Below are 22,687 nucleotides of genomic sequence, written 5' to 3'. Positions count from 1 at the left end.
AAGTACCTTATAAATAAAGGCCTAAAGAGTGTTGTACAAATCCCTCTTTCTCCGCGAAGAAAACCTTCAATATAATTTGAAGGTTTTTTTGTTTTTCAAATTAATCTTATAATTTCTATATAATGAAATTACAATTTCTGCTCATTAATTCTAATTAGGAATTAAATCAAAACCTTTTCAAACGCTTTTCTAGGACTCCCTCTAAAATAAACTTCACCACAATAAGTATAGCCTAGCTTTGCAAAAAGAGCTAGCATGGCCGCATTGTCAAAATTGGTATCGGCTTTTAGACTGGGAATATTTTGTTTTCGTGCCAATGCTTCTATAAAACCTAATAGCATCTGAGCCAATCCTTTTCTTAAATAGCCCTCAGCTATAGCAACACGATGAAAAACAATAAAATCACCATTGGTTAACCACTGCCCTACTATTTTATCATATTCGGGTTCATCATTAAATAATATGGCACAATATCCTACTATAATTCCTTCGAGAGTCAAAACGTAACCAATACCTTTTATTATATCTTGTATTACTATTGATTCATTGGGATAGCCGTCTTGCCACTGATTACTCCCTTCATTTTTACGTCGGAGTATTGCATGCTGCAAAATAGTCCAAACCATAGGTATATCCTCTTGGTATGCTTGTCTGAATTTGTAATTCATTTGTTAAAAATAATATTTCGGTTTTACTACATGAAGCAAAGCGGTTTATTCCTTTTAAAGGATTTGGCAAATATGAGATTACTAAAAATGGCAGAATCCAAAATATACTTTACCATAAAAAAGGAAAACACATTTTATAGGAAGGTACTATTACCGATGGTATTTATTGTCTTCTAAAGTTCAATTAAACTATGAAAATATATAGCTTCTCTAGTGAGGTAATTTATCTTTAAAAACGCCATATAAAAACGTACCGAAAATTGCTCCAATCAAAATTAAACCAACGCTCAAAAAACCTGAACCTAATAGAATAAATATAGGCCCTGGACAGGCTCCAACCATTGCCCAACCTAATCCAAAAAGAGTCCCACCTATCCAATAGCGAGCATTACCTTTTTCTTTATCTTGAATATAAATTGGATTGCCATCAATATCTTTGAGTTTATTCCTTTTTATAATTTGAATACCGATTAATCCTGTAGCAATAGCTGTCATAATTATACCATACATATGGAAGGATTGAAACTGAAACATTTCATAAATTCTGAACCAAGAAACGGCTTCTGCTTTGGTTAAAACTATTCCAAAAACAAAACCTACGATTAAATATTTTATTAAATTCATGGGTTAAAATAGTAAAGGTAAAATAAAATGAGCCATAACTAATCCACCAATAAAAAAACCTATCACGGCTTTCAGTGATGGTAATTGCAAATTACTCATGCCAGAAATAGCATGACCAGAAGTACATCCACCAGCATAACGCGAACCAAATCCGATTAGAATTCCTCCTATAATTAAAATAAAAATCATTTTTACTGAATGAAATATTTCGTTGCCAAAAAGAGTATCTGGCAATAATTTACCATTTGGAGAATCAATTCCCATTGAGGTTAACTGTTCAATTGTTTTTGGATTTAAACTTACATTAGAAATATGACTTAAAAAATGAACCGCAAGATAACCTCCTATCATTGCACCCAAAACCACTACCAAATTCCAACGTTGAGATTTCCAATCCCAATCAAAAAAAGATACTTTTTTTCCAATGCCTGTCATGGAACAAAGCGAACGCAAATTAGACGACATTCCAAAAACTTTTCCGAAATAATTAAGCGATAGCATTATCATTCCAATTAAAAACCCGGAAATAGCCCAGTGCCATGTGTGTGTAATACTTTCCATTGTCATTATTTTTTACAAAAATAGCATTTTTAAGGCTTATGTAGCACTTCTATTTATTGAAAAAAAGTATTTTTGAACACAAATTAAATAGTAAAATGAAAAACTTTTCTATAGAAATTAAATGGACATTTCGCTTTATATTATTGACATTAGCATGGGCAATTGGCGAAAAACTTATTGGACTTCATGATCAATATATTGAAGATTATGCAGTGTATACTAATCTTTTCGTTTTTCCAGCTATTTTATTTTTCTTTCAAGCCTTAAAGGAGAAGAAAAAAAACTTTTATAATGGCAAAATGACTTGGACACAAGGATTTGTTAGTGGTATAGTCTTGTCTATTTTTATTGCACTTTTGATGCCTATGGCACAATTTGTAATTTATAAAAGTATCACTCCCCATTTTTTTGAGCATATTATTGAATACAAACTAAGACATAAGTATATGACTTATGAAAATGCCAGAACATATTTCAATTTAAAAACTTATATACTTGAAAGCTTCTTTGAAAGTTTATCAAAAGGAATTACTACAGGCGCCATCATTTCTCTTTTCTTAAAAACAAAAAAAGTTTAGCATAGTTATTGTAACAGACATTAAAAAATGGTTTATCATGAAAAAAATAATCAAATTTTCCTTTTCAATAGTATTACTAACTTTTTTTACATCGTGTATTAGTACTAAATCTACACTAAAAAACGTTGATGACAATGCTCCAATACCTTCATTATCAAAAGAAAACACCTTTATTTTAACAGCTTATAGCAAGGATAAAAAATATGGTTATGATCCAGATTATCCTATTAATGTATTTTATAAAAATTCAAAAGACGAAAACCTCAACGCTGAAAGATTTCTTAAAGCATTAGCAGGGCCAAATGGAGAAAAAATAACTTTTAACAAACTGGAAAGCTGTTGTCCTTTTCCAACCAAAAAAAATGAAATGGGTGGCGGATTTTTGGATATTTATGAATTGAGATGGGAAGGACAAATCAATACTATAAAACTTTATTTAAATATTTATGAAAAAGGATATTTATTAGTACCAATTGGGCTTTCTTTAAAAAAATAACTAAAAAAATATCTTTATTCGTTATTCAAATAATTCATAACTTAGCGGTTTTTAAATCGAAAATTATATGAATATAAAATCCATTCCACAAATCAAGAACACTGATAGTGGAAATTTCTTTGTACTTGCGGGTCCATGTGCTATTGAAAGCGAAGAAATGGCAATGAGAATTGCGGAAAAATTAGTTTCAATTACAGATAAATTAGAAATACCATACGTTTTCAAAGGTTCTTTTAAAAAAGCTAATCGCTCAAGAATTGATAGTTTTTCAGGGATTGGAGATGAAAAAGCTTTGAAAATTCTTAGAAAAGTTTCACAAACTTTTCATATTCCTACAGTAACCGATATACATACTAATGAAGATGCTGCCATGGCTGCTCAATATGTAGATGTATTGCAAATTCCAGCTTTTTTAGTACGACAAACTGATTTGGTTGTGGCAGCAGCTACTACTGGAAAAGTAGTAAATCTCAAAAAAGGACAATTTATGAGTCCTGAAAGTATGAAACATGCTGTTCAAAAAGTTTTAGACTGTCAAAACGAAAATATAATGGTTACCGATAGGGGAACAATGTTTGGTTATCAAGATATGATTGTTGATTTTCGTGGTATTCCAACCATGCAACATTTTGCAACAACAGTACTTGATGTAACCCATTCTTTACAGCAACCAAATCAAACTACAGGAGTAACTGGAGGAAGACCCGACATGATAGAAACCATCGCAAAAGCAGGAATTGCTGTTGGTGTTGACGGCATCTTTATTGAAACACATTTTGACCCAGCTAATGCCAAAAGTGATGGAGCAAATATGCTTCATTTGGACTATTTCGAAGGGTTAATGTCACGATTAGTTGCTATTAGAAAAACTATTAATCAATTTTAATTTTATCCTTTTGAAAAAAATAACTCTATTTACAATAATAACTTTTTGTACCCTAGCCCAAACAATAGTGGCCCAAGAAAAAATAGATTCTCCAGCTAAGTATACGGCTCACAATAAAGGAAAAATGTATATATATTGGGGAGGAAATCGTGAAAGTTATTCAAAATCGGATATTCATTTTAGAGGGCCAGATTATGATTTCACTCTATATGATGTTATGGCAAATGACAGACCAAAAGGGTGGAGTATTGATTATATAAATCCGGGAAGAATGACTATTCCGCAAACAAACTTTAGAATAGGTTATTTTATCAATGACCATTATAATATTTCTATAGGAGTTGACCACATGAAATATGTAATGATTCAAAATCAAAATGTTGAAATTGCTGGAGTTATAGGGAATTCATATCCTGATTATGCTGGAGTTTATTTGCCTTCGGGAAATCATACTATAAACATGACAGATGGTAGCTTTCTTAAATTTGAACATACAGATGGATTGAATTATATCAATACAGAATTGTGTCGTGTTGATGATGCATCAAAACTCTTTGGAATTAGAAATACAGACAAATTTCAAGTAAATCTTTTAGAAGGAGTTGGAGCTGGAATTTTATATCCAAAAACCAATGCAACTTTATTAGGCAAAGAAAGACACGATGATTTTCATGTTTCAGGTTTTGGTATTTCTGCCAAAGTAGGATTGAATTTTACTTTTTTCAAATACTTTTTTGTTGAAACAGAATTAAAAGGTGGCTATATTAATATGGATGATATTAGAACTACTAACAGTCCATCAGACAAGGCTTCTCAACATTTTTTTTTTCTTCAAAGGATAATCGCTTTTGGAGGAATATTTAAACTATAATATATCATAGTTAAATTGCCTTAAAGTATTTACCACTATTAACTTATTAGGTGAAGTAGCCTGATTTTATGTTACTTTAAATAATAAATTTCCAATCCAATTGCTTTCTATACCAAAGTTGTCCCTGTGATACTTCTAATGGGCAATCAAAATTATTAGTATACAAGCTTCCTGTTCCTAATCCTTGTGGCATCGGATTATTTTGTAAATAAGTAAATTGGGCTATGGCATTCAAACCCACATTACTTTCTAATGCAGAAGTAATCCACCAACCTATATTCATTTTTTTAGCAATCGAAATCCATTCCAAAGTGCCACGAAATCCACCCACAAAACTTGGTTTCAAAATGATGTATTGTGGTCTAATTTTTTGCAACAATTGTTCTTTATCTGCCAACGAAAATACACCAATTAGTTCTTCGTCCAAAGCAATAGGCAAATTGGTGCTTTTACACAAAACTGACATCATGTCAGTATGATTTTTTTGTATTGGTTGCTCTATGCTATGTAATTTAAAACCAGTTATTTGATTAATTTTATATAAAGCTTCATTTTCATTAAAAGCGCCATTAGCATCAACTCTAATTTCAATAGTTTTCTCATCAAAATTTTGACGAATAAAACGCAATAATTCCAATTCTTTCTCAAAATCGATGGCGCCTATCTTCAATTTTATACAAGTGAAACCCTGAGCAATTTTCTCCTCAATTTGCTGTTTCATAAATACCTCATCACCCATCCAAACTAAACCATTTATTAGAATAGATTTTTCACCAGTAGTAAATTTTGATGGAAATAAAACAAACGGATTTTCGCTTTTCAAAGACTGAAAAGCCATTTCAATTCCGAATTGAATGGAAGGAAATTCGATTAATTGTTCCCAAAGTTTTTGTTCGCCAAGATGGATGTTATCACAAGCCCATTTTAGCTTTTCTTCATAATCGGGTCTGTCGTCTGCAGAAAGTCCACGAAGAATACCACACTCTCCTATTCCTTTTTTGCCGTTTTCTTCGAGTAGGATAAACCAAGTTTCTTTATCTGTAAGCACACCTCTAGAAGTACCGGAAGGTTGTTTAAAATGGAGTTGGTATTTGAAGTATTTTGCTATCATTCTTTAAAGCGAAATACTCTCTCCTATTTCCAGGAGCATTAAATCTTTTCCTACATCAAAAAACTTCTTTTTAGCTTCTTCATGATTAATCACAATAATTCCGAAGGTATCATAATGACAACCCCGTATTTTATCGCAATCAACAAAATCAGCGGCTATAATTGCATCATCTACATCCATAGTAAAGTTGTTTCCGATTGGAAATACAGCTAAGTCTAGCTTAGTGCGCATAGGAATGAGCTTCATATCCATTGTCAGCGCTGTATCACCAGAAATATAGATGTTTTTGTGTTCGCCTTCTATTACAAAGCCACCCGGATTTCCTCCATACGTTCCATCAGGAAAAGAACTAGAGTGTACGGCAGCAACATATTTCACCTTCCCAAAATCAAATTGCCAACTTCCGCCGTGGTTCATAGGATGGTGTTGAAATCCTTTATTCCCATAATAAGAAGCGATTTCATAATTAGAAACAATTACTGCATTAGTATTCTTCGCAATAATTTCAACATCCAGTGTATGGTCTTGATGAGCATGAGTTAAAAGAATATAATCTGCTTTTAAGCTATTAATATCAATAGTAGAAGCTTTAGGATTTCCAGTAATAAATGGGTCAATAATGATGTGTTTACCGTTTACTTCAATACCTAAACTTGCGTGTCCGTAGAATGTGATTTTCATGGGTGTATTTAATTAAATATAATTTACAATGATATCTGAAATAAAAAAAATCAAACTCAATGCCATAAGTATTGATAACAAAAAGGTACTTATGGCTAATTTCTTTAATTCTGGGTCTAATAGCTTGGGGTTTTTGTTTCTATATACCGTCATCAAATGACTAGCCAATGGAAAATAAGCCACAACAAAAATATATTGATCAAAATGAAATTCATTCAAATAGGCAAAAACCAACATCAATACCATAGCCGAAATAACTAAAAAGAAATGGTATTTCTTTGCCCAAGCGCCACCATTTTTAACTACTACAGTATTTTTGCCAGACTTTCTATCGCTTTCTTCATCGCGCATGTTGTTTAAGTTCAATACGCCTACGCTCAAAAATCCTATAGCTATAGCTGGTAACAATAACAACCCATCAAAAGTTTTAGAAAACATGAAATAGACACCAAATGTACTGACCAATCCAAAAAAAATAAAGACAAACAAATCGCCAAAACCTCTGTACCCATAAGCACCTTTACCAATGGTGTACCTGATAGCAGAGGCAATGGCCAAAATTCCTAAAATCAAAAACAGGAAAGAGTACAGCAGATAGCTTTCCTTAAAAGCAAAATAGATTAACAAAACAGCGAAAGACAAGGTGATTAATGACGTTAATACAATTGCCTTTTTCATAGATTGAGGTGTAATAATTCCGCTTTGAATAGCCCGTTTCGGACCTACTCTGTCTTCGTTATCAGTTCCTTTTACCCCATCACCATAGTCATTGGCAAAGTTAGAAAGTATTTGAAGTCCTAATGTAGTTAATAAAGCAAAAACCACTATCTTCCAGTTAAATATAGCCTGTGACATAGCATAAAAACTTCCCACAATTATTCCCGAAACGGAAAGGGGTAGTGTCCTCAATCTTGCGGCTTCAATCCAATGTTTCATTTTTTGAAATTTGTTAAAAAATTTAAGGGTATAAAGTTGTTCAATAATTACTATAAACTCAAAATTGATTACTGAACACTTTTTTTACGGCAACCATTTCTTTTCAAAATTAGGCTTGCGTTTTTCTAAGAAAGCATCTCTTCCTTCTTTGGCTTCTTCGGTCATGTAGGCCAATCGTGTAGCTTCGCCTGCAAATACTTGTTGACCCACCATGCCATCATCGGTTAAATTCATAGCGAATTTTAGCATTTTAATAGACGTTGGCGATTTGGCTAATATCTCTTGTGCCCATTCATAGGCAGTATCTTCTAGTGCATCATGCGGAATAACAGCATTAACCATTCCCATCTCAAAAGCTTCTTGTGCATTATAATTTCTGCCTAAGAAGAATATCTCTCTGGCTTTCTTCTGCCCTACCATTTTTGCCAAATAAGCCGAACCATAGCCACCATCAAAACTTGTTACATCGGCATCGGTTTGTTTAAATATAGCGTGTTCTTTACTGGCTAATGTCAAATCGCAAACGACATGCAAACTATGACCGCCACCAACTGCCCAGCCGGGAACCACTGCTATAACGGCTTTTGGCATAAAACGAATTAAACGCTGTACGTCTAAAATATTCAATCGGTGATACCCATCATCGCCTATGTATCCTTGTTGTCCTCTGGCTTTTTGATCGCCGCCACTGCAAAAAGAATAAACCCCATCATTAGCACTTGGCCCTTCGGCAGAAAGCAACACTACGCCTATGGAAGTGTCTTCTTGTGCATCCTGAAAGGCCTGTAATAATTCTGCTGTTGTTTTTGGACGAAATGCATTGCGAACATCAGGTCTGTTGAAAGCAATTCGGGCTACGCCATTGCATTTTTTATAGGTTATATCTTCAAACACTTTAGCGGTTTGCCATTCTATTCTGCTCATAAACAAAGGTTTTAGTGCGATTTATTATTTTTTCGTTAAAAATACAGTGCAACAAAAGAATTGCATTATTTTAGCGTAAAAATAAATCATTTTTAACTCAAATTCTAAAACTCAACAGAATACTTATGAATAAATCTTATTTCACCTTTTTAATACTGCTAGTAGGCCTGCTAGGGTTTTCACAACCTTATGAATTTCAAACGATAAAGGATATTCAAGCTACCCCAGTTATCTCTCAAGGGCAAACAGGCACGTGCTGGAGCTTTTCTACTACTTCGTTCTTAGAAGCTGAAATTATTCGTTTGACAGGCATAAAAATCGACCTTTCGGAAATGTATAATGTGCGCAATACCTATCTTGACAAAGCAGAAAATTATGTGATGCGTCAAGGAAAAGCCCAGTTTGGTGAAGGCGGTTTGAGTCACGATGTGATTAATAGTGCTCGCAAGTATGGTATTGTTCCTGAAACCAATTTTATTGGCAAAACTAATCCTGAAATGAATTTTAATCACACTAAAATGGTTGGAGAACTAGAAGCAGTAGTTAAAAAAGCAGTGGCTGAAACTCCTAAAAAGTATCCTAATTGGAAAAAAGATTATGCCGCTATACTGGATACCTATATGGGTAAGTTTGACGAAAACTCTTTGTTAGTATCACCCAATACTATTATTGACTCTAAAACCGTAACTGGTGATAAGCGACTTACTCCTATACAATTTTTAGGCATCACTAAACTCAATTTGGATGACTATGTGACGATCACTTCATTCACTAATCATCCTTTTTATACTCCATTTATTTTGAGTATTCCAGATAATTTTGCTAATGGAAGTATGTATAATTTATCTTTAGATGAATTTATACAAAATATTGATAATGCATTAGATAAAGGTTTTACATTATCACTAGATACTGATGTAAGTGAAAGTACTTTTTCGGGGGAATATGGTATAGCTGTGGTTCCTGAAAATAAAAGTGATGCTACAGCTATTTTAACAGAAATCAGACCAGAGAAAAAGATTTCTGCTAGCTACCGTCAAGCTGAATTTGAAAATTATAATACACAAGACGACCACTTAATGCATATCACAGGAAAAGTAGTGGACCAAAAAGGCAATGCCTATTACAAAGTAAAAAACTCTTGGGGCACACAATCAGGGAAAGATGGTTTCATGTATATCAGCGTGGCGTATGTTCGTTTGAAAGCCATATCTGTGATGGTGCATAAAGATGGTTTGACTAAAAAAACTAAAATAGCTTTAGGTTTATAATACAACTGGTTGCAAATTGTTTGGTCAAATCATGCAGAAAACGAATTAGATAAAATAAAAAGTACCGAAGTTCGCAACTGACGAGAAGTAACGGAACGTTAGCGAAGTTTATTTTTAAAAAAAATTGGCACTCTATAATTCACAATTCTTGTCTACATTTGTTGGAACTAAATCGATATAGTAAATGGAAGAATGCATCTCTGTTTTTGACATGCTCAAGATTGGTGTTGGTCCCTCAAGCTCTCATACTCTCGGTCCATGGCGCGCCGCAGAACGTTTCCTGAACGAACTGAAAGATGAAGACCTTTTACACCATGTAAAAAACCTCAGCATAGATTTATATGGTTCTTTATCTTTAACAGGAAAAGGGCATGCTACAGACTATGCCATTATGCTTGGCTTGAGTGGACAAGACCCAGAATATATTCCTGTTCAATACATTGACATTATAGTACAATCGATTAAAAGAAACAACGAAATAAAACTAGCCAATCAGTATAGTATTCCTTTTGATGCAGAGAAAGCCATTCTTTTTAATAAAAATTTTCTTCCGTTTCATGCTAATGGAATGACATTCACCGCACATTTGAATAATGGTAAAAATTATACTAGTACTTTTTATTCTATTGGTGGAGGATTTGTGGTAAAAGAAGAACGTATTAATGCCAAAAAGAAACACCAAATCAAATGTGCGTTCCCCTTTCCTATTCAAAACGCTGAAGAATTGCTTAAGTATACTATAACTCAAAAAAAATCTGTTTCGGAGATTGTTTATGCCAATGAAATATCGATGCGTCCAGAAGTGGAAGTGCATAGTGAATTGATACGTATTTGGCATACCATGCTCGAGTGTATGTATATTGGATGTCATTCTGAAGGGATACTGCCCGGTGGATTAAATGTGAGACGTCGTGCTTTTGACATGCATCAAGGTTTAATAGGTTTGGCTAATTATAACACGCCGCAAGAATGGTTGGAAAGCATCCGCAAAACCGAAGTAAAGTTTAGACAAATCCTGAAATGGGTTTCTTGTTTTGCTTTGGCTACTAATGAAGTGAATGCGGCTCTAGGAAGAGTAGTTACTGCTCCTACAAATGGAAGTGCTGGCGTAATACCAGCCGTATTGATGTACTATTTAGTAATTGAAAATCATGATGCCAACGAAAAACACATCAAACAATTCTTGATGGTAGCTGGCCAAATAGGCAGTATTTTCAAACAAGGTTCCACTATATCAGCGGCTATGGGTGGTTGTCAGGCAGAGATTGGCGTTTCCTCAGCTATGGCGGCAGGAGCTTTGTGTGAAGTAATGGGTGGCACACCCGACCAAGTTTTGATGGCTGCAGAAATAGCCATGGAACATCATTTAGGACTGACTTGTGACCCTATTGGTGGTTTGGTGCAAATACCGTGTATAGAACGCAATACGATGGGCGCTATCAAAGCGATAAACGCCGCAGAACTCGCTATGGAAACCGATGCTAAGAATGCCAAAGTGCCTTTGGATAAAGTCATAGACACCATGTGGCAAACGGCCAAAGACATGAACTCTAAATACAAAGAAACTTCCGAAGGAGGATTGGCTGTAGCAGTAAATATGACAGATTGTTAGAATTCAAAAAATAAACTAGCCTTTCTTCTTATCGCTTAGTATTTAGACCATTTGTAGAGTTCTTTCCAAGTTGGTTTTTTGCCATACATTAGAATCCCTACACGATAAATCTTAGCGGCAAACCAAACAACCCCAAAGAACGTTCCGAAAAGTAATATTATTGAAACAATAATTTGCCATAAGGGTACCCCAAAAGGAATTCGCATCATCATTACAATTGGTGATGTTAATGGTATCATAGAAAATACAGTAGCAATTGTCCCGTGTGGATCATTCATCACGGTAAAAAAACCAATATAAACTCCCAATATCAAAGGCATAATAATAGGCAACAAGAATTGTTGTGAATCCGTTTCATTGTCAACCGCAGCTCCTATGGATGCATAGAATGAACTATACAAGAAGTAGCCACCAATGAAATAAATAATGAAAGAAATGAGAATTGTGGCAATAGGCAAGTTCCACAATTCAGCAATATAAAGCTGCATCGTATCACCCATTTGGCTTTGAGCCGTTTGAATGGCTTGCCCTTCGATGCCAGCAGTGGCTCCCACATGTACGCCAAATATAGTTGATAGCACCAACATAGCTGATAAACCTAATATTGCCCAAATCATGAACTGAAGAATTCCTGCCAGTGAAGTTCCGATAATTTTACCCATCATCAACTGGAAAGGTTTTACCGAAGAAATAATAACTTCAATAATACGAGATACTTTTTCTTCAATAACGCTTCGCATCACCATATTACCATAAATTATTATAAACATCATTATTAAATACCCAAAAGCACCACCAATGGCGATTTTGATTTCATTTAATCCTTTGAGCGCTGCTTCGCCTGATGCTTTGGAGAGTTTGATATCAACCACAGCATTAGCATTTTTGATAGCCAAAGTATCTAAGCCAGATTTGATATAATTTTCTTGAGTTAATTTATGACTAATAATATCTTGAACATCTTCAATAAAAGAAACGCTTGGGCTATCATTTGAAATGTATTGAATTTGATTTTCGAGTGCTTTATTATCGTTTACTTTTGGGATTATTAAAAGTCCTTCGTAGTTTTCACTAACGATACTATCTTTTAAAATTGTAATAGCAACATTTGACAAATCGAGGTAATTATATTCTACATCGCTTTTGAATTCTTTAGCAAATATTCCTGTTCCATCATGGATAGCAATAGTTTTTTTATCGGCTTTCATACTGCTTAAATACCCCACAAAAACGGCAATACCTACAAACAATAATGGACTTAAAAAAGTCATTACAATAAATGATTTGTTGCGCACTTTGGCCACAAATTCTCTTTTGATGATTAGACCTATTTTACTCATACTTTTTATTTACGATTAAGGATATAGGAATTAGGAATTAAAAATCCTTAATCTCAAAATCCTAATTTCTTAATTATTTCTCAGTTACAGTTTGTATAAAAATATTATTTACACTTGGAATTTTTTCAACAAAATGAGTTACTTGACCAAAGTTCAATAAGGAATTTAATAATTCATTTGGAGTTGAATTTCCTATATTAATTTTAAGTTTTAATTCATCTTGTAATGATTTAAAATTGGTTTGAGACAAAGTAAATTTTTGAGATAAGTCAAACATCAAGCCTTCTACATTATCCGTTAAAATTCCCACTTCATAATCGTTGGTTCTAAAATGTTTCTTTACATCAGACAACTTACCTTCTATGAGTTTATTAGATTTGTGAATTAATGCTATATAATCGCACATTTCTTCAACACTTTCCATTCTATGCGTTGAAAAAATAACAGAGGTTCCATTCTTGTTCAATTCGATGATTTCGTCTTTAATTAAGTTGGCATTTACTGGGTCAAAACCAGAGAAAGGTTCGTCAAGAATTAGCAACTTTGGTTTGTGTAAAACAGTAACAATAAATTGAACTTTTTGCGCCATTCCTTTTGATAACTCATTAATTTTCTTGTTCCACCAACCCTGAATTTCAAGACGTGTGAACCAATAATCAAGTTCGTGTTTTGCCTCAGTTTTAGTCAATCCTTTTAACTGAGCTAGATATAAGCACTGCTCTCCTACTTTCATGGTTTTATACAAACCACGTTCCTCTGGCATATATCCAATGGATTGAACATGAGAAGGATTTAGTTTTTCGCCATCAAGAATTATTTCACCACTATCAGGCATCGTAATTTGATTGATAATACGAATTAAAGAAGTTTTACCAGCGCCATTTGGCCCAAGAAGTCCATAAATACTGCCTTTTGGAACGGTTAAAGAAACTTCATTTAGCGCGGTGTAATCACCATATTGCTTAACGACTTTGTTTACTTCAAGTATATTACTCATACTTTATTAATTTGTGTAAAAATAACTATTTGATAGCATTTGAATGTTAAATAAAACAAAAAAACCCACCCGAATTATTCGTAAAAGGATGGGGAAAGTTGCTATAAAAAAAATACTTGTTATCAAGTAATAACTAAATGTAAAAAATTATGAAAACATATCTTTTACTTTTTCAAAAAAAGATTTATCACCTTTTTCTGGATGAGGAATAAAATTTTCATCTGTCAAAGAGTTTTCGAAAAATTGACGTTGTTCTTTTGTTAAAGTCTTTGGAGTCCATACATTTATATGAACTAATAAATCTCCGCTGCCATAGCTATTTAAACTCGGAATCCCTTTGCCTTTAAGACGTAAAATTTTACCAGACTGAATACCTTCTTCAAGTTTTATTCTAACCTTTCCATTCACCGCTTCTATTTCTTTAGAAACTCCCAAAACAGCTTCGGCTATACTTATATATAAGTCATAATGAAGATTTTCTCCTTCACGCTTTAAGAATTCATGGTCTAGTTCTTCAATAGCTACTATTAAGTCACCGGCTATTCCGTTTCCTGGAGCGTCATTTCCTTTTCCAGAAACTTTTAATTGCATACCATCAACTACACCAGCTGGAATTTTGATAGAAACTGTTTCGTCTTCCAAAATCATTCCCTGCGCATCGGCATTGTTTGGTTTACTCTCAATAGTTTGTCCAGAACCACCACAAACATGACAAGCTGAAGCCGATTGCATTCTACCCAAAATAGTATTGGTAACACGTAATACTTGACCTTGACCATTACAAGTGGAGCAGGTTTTATATTTTACTCCTGCGGCTTGTATTTTACGTTTTACTTTTACTTTCTTTTCAACACCGTTGGCAATTTCTTCTAAAGTCAATTTTACTTTAATACGAAGATTACTTCCTTTTACTCTGCGCTGTCCGCCACCAAAACCTCCGCCAAAACCTCCACCAAAAGCACCTCCAAAAATATCTCCAAACTGACTGAAAATGTCATCCATATTCATGTGATTACCTCCGCCATAGCCTCCTGCACCGTCAAAAGCAGCATGACCATATTGATCATATTTTGCCTTTTTATCAGCATCGCTCAATACTTCATAAGCTTCAGCAGCTGTTTTGAAATTTTCTTCGGCTTCTTTGTTTCCAGGGTTTTTATCAGGGTGAAATTCAATTGCTTTTTTTCTGTATGCTTTTTTAATTTCTTCAGGAGAAGCGCTTTTGGAAACGCCTAATATTTCGTAAAAATCAACTTTTTTGCTCATAATACCTATTATTGTCCAATTACAACTTTTGGGAAACGAATAATTTTCTCGCCCAGTTTATATCCTTTCTCAATTACATCTACAATTTTACCTTTCAAATCATCACTTGGTGCTGGAATTTGAGTTATTGCCTCGGCAAAATCAGCATCAAAAACGTCACCAGGTTTAATATCGACTTCTTCTAAACCTTTGGCAATAAGGGTGCTTTTTAATTTTTCATAAATCAATTCTACACCTTTTAACAATACCTCATCTTCTGATTTTGAAATTTGAATCATTGCTCTGTCAAAATCATCCATCACTGGCAACATAGCTTGCAAAACTTCCTGATTGGCAGTTCTAAACAAATCAATACGTTCTTTGGCGGTTCGTTTTTTGAAATTTTCAAATTCTGCAAACAATCGAAGGAATTTATCTTTTTCTCTGGCCAAATCTTCTTCTAACTTGGCTTCAACAGTTAATTCTTCTGCTGCTTCTAATTCATTAACTTCGTTTTCTATTTCGCTATCAATTGGCTCTTGATCTGTGTTTTCAGTGTTCATTTCTGATTTATTTTTAAAAATATTCTTGATTTTCATTTTATTTCATTGGATTGCAAAAGTACTGCCATTTCTTAAAAAAATGTCAAATTGTCATTATATTTTGTTGCTAAATAAAAGACTTTAGAAATTCAAGGACTTGAAACGAATAAAATTATTTAACCAAAATTTAATAAAAATTTAAGAGTATCACATTTTCGTTTTAATTAAATTTGTAATTATAAAACCAAAACAATATTAGTTAAGGTTAGTTTACAACTGTAAAAATTATTAATTCAACAATCTTTATAGAAAAAAAGTGCTGGTACTATTATCAGCACTTTTTTTATGAATATAAATTAGATATTGCCTTTTCAATTTTAGGGAATTGAAACTGAAAACCAGTTGTAGAAATTTTTTGAGCACTTATGTTTTTACTTGAAAAAAGCAGATATGACATTTCTCCTAATATAAGTTTCATTAAAAACTCTGGTACATTGGGCAACCATAATGGTTTATTTATAGTTTTGGCAATTACTTTTGTCAACTCTAAGTTGCTTACTGGATTTGGAGAAACTGCATTATAAACACCTTCTAATTGATGTTCTATTGCGAAATAATACATGGCAACTAAATCTGTAATGTGTATCCAGGATTGTATTTGTTTCCCTGAACCCATTGCTGCTCCAAAACCAAACTTTATAGGTTTAACCATTTCTGGCAAGGCACCTGCGGCGTTTGAAAGCACAATTCCAGTTCTTAGTTTGCAAACTTTTATGCCTAAAACTTGAAATACGTTGACACTTTCTTCCCATTTCTTAACAACATTAGAAAGAAAACTGTCTTCAGAATCTGAAGTAGTCTCGGAATAAACTTTCGAAAAACTTTCTGGATAAATAGCAGTTCCTGATGCTGATATAATTTGTTTTATATGATTTGGTGTTTTCTTCACAAGATTAAAAAGCAGTTCACTAGATAATGTTCTACTTTCTATTATTTCTTGTTTATAAGAATCTGTCCATCGCTTTGCAATATTAGCTCCAGCTAGGTGAACAATAACATCAACACCATAAATACAATTCTCGTCTATTTTACCTTGTAAAGGATTCCAATAAAAACCAATAAAGTTAGAATCATCCTTAATCTTTTCTTTTGATGTTGTTAAATAATGAACTGTATGATTTTTTGCTAATAACAATTTCACTAACTCACTACCTATCAATCCTGTTGCTCCTGTAATTAAAATTTTCATTCCGATAAATTTTCATCAAAGTTACAATCAAAACCGCACAAATAAAACCTAATTATAATGTGTTTAACTTTTGCTAAGGTTTTAATTTAATGCTCCATTCAAAATTTAGTTCAGAAACTTGTTCTCCTTTTTCATTTTTTCCAATAGACTTCATCCAAATGGTTTGACCTTCTCCTGTTGCTATTGTTTTTTGGATAGCATCTTGAATTAAATGACCATCATTGCAAGTAAATGTTATTCTTCCTGTTGCTTTTTTGGAAAAATTTCCGTTATTATTTGCAACCAGCATGGAGATATTTCTTTTACTTTTTTTGATTTGCATCATTACCAAAGCACCTGAAGTTAACTCTGCAGCCATGGCTTGAACAGCGAAATAAATAGACTTAAACGGATTTTGATTGAACCAACGATGTTTCACTGTCACTATACATTGTTCGCTAGAAATTGCCTGAACTCTAACACCTGACCAAAAAGCAGAAGGCAGTTTAAAAAATAAAAAAGTATTCAGTTTTGAAGGAGAAATTTCCATTAGCACTTTATTTTTCTATAAAAATACAAAAAAACAATGATGAAGTCTGTAATTTATTAATTGTTAAATACAACATATAAACACAGTAAACAACCCAAAACTGTTGTAAAAGAAGAAAGTTCAGACGGAAGTGATTCAAAAGAAAAATTAATAAAACATCTCAATGAAAATTGGGTTGTTTTTTTTTCTATTTTTGACACACGAGACCTTTTGGTCGAACAGTACGAAGTAAAAACAATAATTTCAAGTATTTATGAAAAAAATTATTATTCTTAGTTTCCTTATCATTTCTTCAATAACTTTTGGACAAAAAAAAGAAAAAATAAAAGGTTCCAAAATTGTAAAACTAGAACAAAAACAAGTGGAAAGTTTTGAGAGCATTGAAGTAGAAGATAATATAGAAGTGTTTTTAGTCAAAGGAAGCGAATGTGGTCTCGAGATTGAAGCCGATGATAATTTAATCGAATTTATTGATTATAAATTAGCTGGAAATAATTTAAGAATTTCAACTTCTAGGGATATTACGAGTTTTAAAAAGTTAAGTGTTCGAATTATCTACACAGATAAGTTTAACATGGTAATTGCAAAAAACGAGACTAATATAACTTCTTTATCCGATTTGGTTTTAGACAACATTACATTCAAGAGTTATGATTATTCCAAATTATTTATCAATGCGAAGACTAAGGATTTTACGTTAATGATAAATGATAAGGCAAAAGTTGAATTAAACTTAAAATCAGATAAAACAGCAATTGATTTGAGCAAAAGTGGCTTTTTGAAAGCATTTATTTCATCTACTGATACAAAATTTGATATGTATCAAAAATCGTCTGCAGAAATAGAAGGAGATATTGTTAATTTAAAACTTCGATTAGATAACAATACTGATTTTACTGGAAATAAATTAACTACTAAAAATGCTATATTAGAAACTAGTGGTTATTCAAAAAGCAATATAATTGTGAACAACATTATTACTATTGATGCTTCAGGAAATAGCGAGATAGAACTATATGGTGCACCGACCAAGATAGAAATGAAACGTTTCATAGATAGTGCTGCTTTAACGAAAAAGCAAATGAAATAAAATAAAAATTCCCGAATTATCGGGATTTTTTTTTCTTAAAATCAAACTAAATTACTCTAATGAAGCTAAATAACGTTCTGCATCAAGTGCTGCCATACAACCTGTTCCAGCAGCAGTTATCGCTTGACGATAAACATGGTCTGCAGCATCACCTGCAACAAAAACTCCTGTAATATTAGTTTTTGAAGTTCCTGGTATATTTAGAATATAACCTGTTTCATCAAGCTTTAGATAATCTTTAAAAATATCCGTATTCGGTTTGTGACCAATAGCCACAAAGAAACCAGTAGCTGGAATATCAAAAATAACTCCAGTAGTTTTATTTTTTGCTTTAACAGCAGTAACGACTTGACCATCGCCAAGAACCTCAACCGTGTCGTGATTCATTAAAATAGTTATATTTTCTGTTTTGCGTACACGAGCTTCCATAATTTTAGAAGCTCTGAACTTTTCACTTCGAACGAGCATTGTAACTTTGGTGCATAACTTAGAAAGATAATGCGCTTCTTCACAAGCTGAATCACCTGCGCCGACAATTACCACCTCTTGATTTCTATAAAAGAAACCATCGCAAACAGCACAAGCCGATACTCCACCTCCAGTTTGCAAATAATGTTGCTCTGAGGGTATTCCTAAATATTTTGCAGAAGCACCTGTAGAAATAATAACCGTTTCTGCATGAATTTCTTTAGTATCATTAATCCAAACTTTATGTATTTTTTCCGAAAAATCAACTTTAGTAGCCCAACCATCGCGTACATCCGTCCCAAAACGTTGCGCTTGAGCTTGGATACCAACCATCATTTCTGGTCCAGTTATTCCTTCAGGATTTCCAGGCCAATTTTCTACTTCATTTGTTGTGGTTAATTGCCCACCAGGTTGTGTTCCTTGATATAAAACAGGATTCATATTAGCCCTAGCGGCATAAATTGCTGCAGTGTAACCCGCAGGACCAGAACCTATAATTAAGCATTTTACTTTTTCAATTGTATCTGACATAATTTTAATTTTGGTTGCAAAGATAACTCATTAAAATGAAAAAAATTATTTCAATAAACTAGAAATTACTATAAAAAAATAATTTTCTTTATTTGTTGAATAATAAATAATAGAGTTATATTTGCACTCCATTTTAATGAGAATTCGGGGTGTAGCGTAGCCCGGTTATCGCGCCTGCTTTGGGAGCAGGAGGCCGCAGGTTCGAATCCTGCCACCCCGACAAAAATCCTTTCTGTAGTATTCAGAGAGGATTTTTTTATGGAATATTTCTTGAAAAATAAAATTCTCTTCCGATATAATTTCTATTTTTGTTGGGTATAAAAACTAAAACAATTATTATGCTCATTATTGGAATTGCTGGAGGAACAGGAAGTGGGAAAACGACTGTTGTTCATCAAATTATGAATGAATTACCCGAAACCGAAGTGGGCGTATTATCTCAAGATTCCTATTACAAGGTAAATAATAATTTAAGTTTTGAAGAAAGAGCTTTAGTTAATTTTGATCATCCAAGAGCAATTGATTTTAATCTTTTGGTACAACATCTCAAAGAATTAAAAGACGGCAATACAATTGAACAGCCTGTATATTCTTTTGTGACTCATAATAGAACTGATGATACCGTAATAACACATCCAAGAAAGGTGATGATAGTTGAAGGGATTTTAATTTTAACAAATCCTGAACTTCGTGATTTATTTGATGTAAAAATATTTGTACATGCTGATTCAGACGAGCGCTTAATCAGAAGATTAAAGAGAGACATTGCAGAACGTGGCCGTGATATAGAAGAAGTTTTAAACAGATATCAAACCACATTAAAACCTATGCACGAGCAGTTTATTGAACCAACTAAAGCTTTTGCAGATATTATAATTCCAAATGATAAATACAATACAGTTGCCATTGATGTTGTGAGAGCTGTAATAAACCAAAGAATCACTTAAATTTATGAATTACTTTAAAAACTTGACAGATGCTTACCCAATACTTAAAATATTAGGGAACAGATATGTTATTGTAACAGTTTTTTTTGTTATTTGGATGGTTTTTTTGGACAATACATCTTATATTGAACATAGCGTTCTTAACAAACAATTAAATGAACTAGAAGATAACAAAAAATATTATCAGGACGAGATAAAAAAAGATGAAAAAAACATCAAATTATTAAAAAATCCAGACCAAATTGAAAAGTATGCTCGTGAAAAATACTATATGAAGCGCAATAGTGAAGATATTTACCTCATTGAATTTGAAGACGATACCGTTAAAGAAGAACAGTCAAAATAAAATTATTTATAAAACAAAATTATGGCTGAAGAATTGTTAAATGAGTTTGAAAGTGTTTCTTCTAAGCAATGGAAACAACAAATACAATATGAACTTAATGGAGTAGATTATAATGAAACTCTAGTTTGGGAATCTCCAGAAGGAATAAAAGTTAAGCCTTTTTATCATAATGATGAATTTAAAAGTAAGTATTCAATCAATACACCTAATGCATTTAAAATACTGCAAAATATTTTTGTCCACGATATTACCCTATCAAATAAAAGAGCAATAACTGTCTTAAACCGTGGCGCAGAAAGTATTCGTTTTACTATTGAAAATGAGAAAGTTTCTATTGAAGAGTTAATGCAAAATTTACCTATCGAAAAAACACAGTATTTTTTTTATTTGCCTTTCCTTTCAATCGATTTCGTAAACAAAATAAGTGCGTTCACAACAAAAAGCAAAGCTAATATAGTCATCCAAATTGATCCAATCGGTCAATTGTGTAAAGATGGAAATTGGTTTCAAAATCTCGAAAAAGATTTTGAAAAATTAAACTATATTTCTGAAAAGACTAACAATCCTTTCCTTACTATTGCTAGTGAAATTTATCAAAATGCTGGCGGTAATATGGTACAACAATTAGCTTTTACTGTAGCGCATGTAAATGAATATTTCAATAGAATTTCTTCAATTAATCAACCAATAACTATTGAAGTTGCAGTTGGGACAAATTATTTCTTTGAAATAGCCAAGTTAAGAGCTATGCGCTTATTATTCAATACTTTAGCTTCAGCTTATAATCATTCTATTGATTGTCACATTATTGCAACCCCAACAAAAAGAAATAAAACAGTTTATGATTACAACATTAATATGTTACGAACTACTACTGAATGCATGTCGGCAATTATAGGCGGAGCCAATACAATAGCTAATCTTCCTTATGACAGTTTATACCACAAAGACAATGAATTTGGTGAAAGAATTGCTAGAAATCAACTTTTGATTTTAAAAAATGAAAGTTATTTTGATAAAGTAAACAATCCTGCTGACGGTGCATATTATATTGAAAATCTAACAGAACAGTTGGCCGAAAAAGCACTTTTACTTTTTAAAGACATTGAAGCCAATGGCGGTTTTATCAAACAATTAATAGAAGGAACTATTCAGAAAAAAATTCAAGAAAGTGCTATTAAAGAACAAGAACTATTTAATGATGGGAAAGAGGTTTTAGTGGGAACCAACAAGTATCCTAATAAAAATGACAAAATGAAACACGACTTGGAATTATATCCATTTGTAAAACAAAAACCCCGCAAAACATTAATCATTCCGATAATTGAAAAAAGAATAGCCGAAAAAATGGAACAAGAACGTTTATCTCAAGAAGAATAAAATGAGAAAAAACATCCAAAATATTAAATTACAAACTCGAAACCCGGAACCTGAAACTCGGAACTCGGAATTATTTCAAACCGCCGAAAATATTAATCTTAAACCTTTCTATACAGAAAAAGATATAGAAAATTTAGAACACATAGGTTTCGGGGCCGGCTTTGCTCCTAACCTTCGTGGTCCTTATACTACTATGTATGTGCGCCGCCCTTGGACAATACGGCAATATGCTGGTTTCTCTACAGCAGAAGATAGTAATGCTTTTTATAGAAGAAACCTAGCTGCCGGACAAAAAGGACTTTCAGTTGCCTTTGATCTAGCTACCCATAGAGGTTATGATTCTGACCATGAACGCGTTTTTGGTGATGTAGGAAAAGCCGGTGTAGCGATAGATTCAGTAGAAGATATGAAAATTCTCTTCGACCAAATTCCATTAGGAGAAATGTCGGTTTCAATGACTATGAATGGTGCTGTTTTACCAATAATGGCCTTTTATATAGTAGCTGCCGAAGAACAAGGCGTTACACCTGAACAACTTTCGGGAACCATTCAAAATGATATCTTAAAGGAGTTTATGGTTCGAAATACTTACATATATCCTCCTTCACCATCCATGAAAATCATTGCAGATATTTTTGAATATACTAGCAAGAAAATGCCCAAGTTTAATTCTATCTCTATTTCAGGATACCACATGCAAGAAGCGGGAGCAACGGCAGATATAGAATTAGCTTATACACTTGCCGATGGTATAGAATATATCCGAACCGGATTAGCCACCGGAATGAAAATCGATGAGTTTGC

At 33.0% G+C, this 22,687-nt stretch carries 25 protein-coding genes and 1 tRNA gene; 12 read left to right on the top strand and 14 right to left on the bottom strand.

Annotation, left to right across the window (positions count from 1 at the left end; all coding sequences use genetic code 11):
• Nucleotides 1-161: 161 nt before the first annotated feature.
• From ACOYLT_RS04210 to ACOYLT_RS04200, 3 genes are all read right to left on the bottom strand, one after another.
• Nucleotides 162-668 carry a GNAT family N-acetyltransferase gene (locus ACOYLT_RS04210; protein WP_422852600.1) on the bottom strand — a complete coding sequence of 169 codons (507 nt, stop codon included), beginning with the start codon at nucleotides 666-668 and terminating at the stop codon, nucleotides 162-164.
• A gap of 210 nt (nucleotides 669-878) precedes the next feature.
• Entirely contained in the window at nucleotides 879-1,292 is a 414-nt protein-coding gene (locus ACOYLT_RS04205; protein ID WP_422852599.1) for a DUF6691 family protein, read from the bottom strand.
• 3 nt (nucleotides 1,293-1,295) lie between these two features.
• The gene (locus ACOYLT_RS04200) at nucleotides 1,296-1,853 is read right to left on the bottom strand and encodes a YeeE/YedE family protein (RefSeq protein ID WP_422852598.1); all 558 of its coding nucleotides are present in this window, start codon (nucleotides 1,851-1,853) and stop codon (nucleotides 1,296-1,298) included.
• A 95-nt stretch (nucleotides 1,854-1,948) separates the two neighbouring features.
• Here ACOYLT_RS04200 and ACOYLT_RS04195 point away from each other — a divergent pair, with 95 nt between their 5' ends.
• From ACOYLT_RS04195 to ACOYLT_RS04180, 4 genes are all read left to right on the top strand, one after another.
• Entirely contained in the window at nucleotides 1,949-2,431 is a 483-nt protein-coding gene (locus tag ACOYLT_RS04195; protein ID WP_422852597.1) for a DUF4199 domain-containing protein, read from the top strand.
• 37 nt (nucleotides 2,432-2,468) lie between these two features.
• Nucleotides 2,469-2,927, top strand: a complete 459-nt coding sequence (locus ACOYLT_RS04190) for a 2-dehydro-3-deoxyphosphooctonate aldolase (protein WP_422852596.1) — start codon at nucleotides 2,469-2,471, stop codon at nucleotides 2,925-2,927.
• A gap of 67 nt (nucleotides 2,928-2,994) precedes the next feature.
• On the top strand, nucleotides 2,995-3,813 hold the full coding sequence (gene kdsA / locus ACOYLT_RS04185) for a 3-deoxy-8-phosphooctulonate synthase (protein ID WP_422852595.1): 819 nt from the start codon (nucleotides 2,995-2,997) through the stop codon (nucleotides 3,811-3,813).
• Nucleotides 3,814-3,823: 10 nt separating this feature from the next.
• On the top strand, nucleotides 3,824-4,684 hold the full coding sequence (locus ACOYLT_RS04180; protein ID WP_422852594.1) for a hypothetical protein: 861 nt from the start codon (nucleotides 3,824-3,826) through the stop codon (nucleotides 4,682-4,684).
• A gap of 76 nt (nucleotides 4,685-4,760) precedes the next feature.
• Here ACOYLT_RS04180 and ACOYLT_RS04175 read toward each other — a convergent pair whose 3' ends face one another.
• The 4 genes from ACOYLT_RS04175 to ACOYLT_RS04160 all read right to left on the bottom strand — a co-directional run bounded on the left by ACOYLT_RS04175 (nucleotide 4,761) and on the right by ACOYLT_RS04160 (nucleotide 8,336).
• A complete protein-coding gene (locus tag ACOYLT_RS04175) occupies nucleotides 4,761-5,795 on the bottom strand; it encodes an o-succinylbenzoate synthase (protein ID WP_422852593.1) in 1,035 nt (344 codons plus the stop codon).
• A gap of 3 nt (nucleotides 5,796-5,798) precedes the next feature.
• Nucleotides 5,799-6,476 carry a metal-dependent hydrolase gene (locus ACOYLT_RS04170; RefSeq protein ID WP_422852592.1) on the bottom strand — a complete coding sequence of 226 codons (678 nt, stop codon included), beginning with the start codon at nucleotides 6,474-6,476 and terminating at the stop codon, nucleotides 5,799-5,801.
• 12 nt (nucleotides 6,477-6,488) lie between these two features.
• The gene (gene menA, locus ACOYLT_RS04165; RefSeq protein ID WP_422852591.1) at nucleotides 6,489-7,412 is read right to left on the bottom strand and encodes a 1,4-dihydroxy-2-naphthoate octaprenyltransferase; all 924 of its coding nucleotides are present in this window, start codon (nucleotides 7,410-7,412) and stop codon (nucleotides 6,489-6,491) included.
• 84 nt (nucleotides 7,413-7,496) lie between these two features.
• Entirely contained in the window at nucleotides 7,497-8,336 is an 840-nt protein-coding gene (locus ACOYLT_RS04160) for a 1,4-dihydroxy-2-naphthoyl-CoA synthase (RefSeq protein WP_422852590.1), read from the bottom strand.
• 125 nt (nucleotides 8,337-8,461) lie between these two features.
• Here ACOYLT_RS04160 and ACOYLT_RS04155 point away from each other — a divergent pair, with 125 nt between their 5' ends.
• Both ACOYLT_RS04155 and ACOYLT_RS04150 read left to right on the top strand, forming a co-directional pair.
• Entirely contained in the window at nucleotides 8,462-9,607 is a 1,146-nt protein-coding gene (locus tag ACOYLT_RS04155; protein ID WP_422852589.1) for a C1 family peptidase, read from the top strand.
• A gap of 184 nt (nucleotides 9,608-9,791) precedes the next feature.
• Nucleotides 9,792-11,219, top strand: a complete 1,428-nt coding sequence (locus ACOYLT_RS04150; RefSeq protein ID WP_422852588.1) for an L-serine ammonia-lyase — start codon at nucleotides 9,792-9,794, stop codon at nucleotides 11,217-11,219.
• A gap of 35 nt (nucleotides 11,220-11,254) precedes the next feature.
• On the opposite strand, the gene ACOYLT_RS04145 is transcribed toward ACOYLT_RS04150, so the two are convergent.
• The 6 genes from ACOYLT_RS04145 to ACOYLT_RS04120 all read right to left on the bottom strand — a co-directional run bounded on the left by ACOYLT_RS04145 (nucleotide 11,255) and on the right by ACOYLT_RS04120 (nucleotide 17,121).
• Entirely contained in the window at nucleotides 11,255-12,559 is a 1,305-nt protein-coding gene (locus ACOYLT_RS04145) for an ABC transporter permease (RefSeq protein ID WP_422852587.1), read from the bottom strand.
• A gap of 73 nt (nucleotides 12,560-12,632) precedes the next feature.
• A complete protein-coding gene (locus tag ACOYLT_RS04140) occupies nucleotides 12,633-13,556 on the bottom strand; it encodes an ABC transporter ATP-binding protein (protein WP_422852586.1) in 924 nt (307 codons plus the stop codon).
• A gap of 147 nt (nucleotides 13,557-13,703) precedes the next feature.
• Nucleotides 13,704-14,822 carry a molecular chaperone DnaJ gene (gene dnaJ, locus ACOYLT_RS04135; protein WP_422852585.1) on the bottom strand — a complete coding sequence of 373 codons (1,119 nt, stop codon included), beginning with the start codon at nucleotides 14,820-14,822 and terminating at the stop codon, nucleotides 13,704-13,706.
• Between the two features lie 8 nt (nucleotides 14,823-14,830).
• A complete protein-coding gene (locus ACOYLT_RS04130; protein ID WP_422852584.1) occupies nucleotides 14,831-15,400 on the bottom strand; it encodes a nucleotide exchange factor GrpE in 570 nt (189 codons plus the stop codon).
• Nucleotides 15,401-15,686: 286 nt separating this feature from the next.
• Nucleotides 15,687-16,592, bottom strand: a complete 906-nt coding sequence (locus ACOYLT_RS04125; protein ID WP_422852583.1) for a TIGR01777 family oxidoreductase — start codon at nucleotides 16,590-16,592, stop codon at nucleotides 15,687-15,689.
• 73 nt (nucleotides 16,593-16,665) lie between these two features.
• Nucleotides 16,666-17,121, bottom strand: a complete 456-nt coding sequence (locus ACOYLT_RS04120) for a DUF4442 domain-containing protein (protein WP_422852582.1) — start codon at nucleotides 17,119-17,121, stop codon at nucleotides 16,666-16,668.
• 253 nt (nucleotides 17,122-17,374) lie between these two features.
• On the opposite strand from ACOYLT_RS04120, the gene ACOYLT_RS04115 reads away from it, so the two are divergent.
• The gene (locus ACOYLT_RS04115; protein ID WP_422852581.1) at nucleotides 17,375-18,211 is read left to right on the top strand and encodes a GIN domain-containing protein; all 837 of its coding nucleotides are present in this window, start codon (nucleotides 17,375-17,377) and stop codon (nucleotides 18,209-18,211) included.
• Nucleotides 18,212-18,262: 51 nt separating this feature from the next.
• On the opposite strand, the gene trxB is transcribed toward ACOYLT_RS04115, so the two are convergent.
• On the bottom strand, nucleotides 18,263-19,210 hold the full coding sequence (trxB, locus tag ACOYLT_RS04110; protein WP_422852580.1) for a thioredoxin-disulfide reductase: 948 nt from the start codon (nucleotides 19,208-19,210) through the stop codon (nucleotides 18,263-18,265).
• Between the two features lie 145 nt (nucleotides 19,211-19,355).
• Here trxB and ACOYLT_RS04105 point away from each other — a divergent pair.
• The 5 genes from ACOYLT_RS04105 to ACOYLT_RS04085 form a co-directional block, all read left to right on the top strand.
• Nucleotides 19,356-19,430, top strand: a tRNA-Pro gene (locus ACOYLT_RS04105).
• Nucleotides 19,431-19,548: 118 nt separating this feature from the next.
• Nucleotides 19,549-20,157, top strand: coding sequence for a uridine kinase (udk, locus tag ACOYLT_RS04100; protein WP_422852579.1), 609 nt, complete (start codon nucleotides 19,549-19,551; stop codon nucleotides 20,155-20,157).
• Nucleotides 20,158-20,161: 4 nt separating this feature from the next.
• The gene (locus ACOYLT_RS04095) at nucleotides 20,162-20,503 is read left to right on the top strand and encodes an FtsB family cell division protein (protein WP_422852578.1); all 342 of its coding nucleotides are present in this window, start codon (nucleotides 20,162-20,164) and stop codon (nucleotides 20,501-20,503) included.
• 21 nt (nucleotides 20,504-20,524) lie between these two features.
• Nucleotides 20,525-21,883, top strand: a complete 1,359-nt coding sequence (locus ACOYLT_RS04090) for a methylmalonyl-CoA mutase subunit beta (protein ID WP_422852577.1) — start codon at nucleotides 20,525-20,527, stop codon at nucleotides 21,881-21,883.
• Between the two features lies 1 nt (nucleotide 21,884).
• Nucleotides 21,885-22,687: methylmalonyl-CoA mutase family protein (locus tag ACOYLT_RS04085; RefSeq protein ID WP_422852576.1), on the top strand; the 803-nt coding region annotated here is incomplete at its 3' end.

Source organism: Flavobacterium sp., from assembly GCF_049318185.1.
GTDB lineage: Bacteria > Bacteroidota > Bacteroidia > Flavobacteriales > Flavobacteriaceae > Flavobacterium.
Note: the sequence above shows the minus strand (reverse complement) of the source record. Positions and strands in the feature narration are given on the sequence as shown.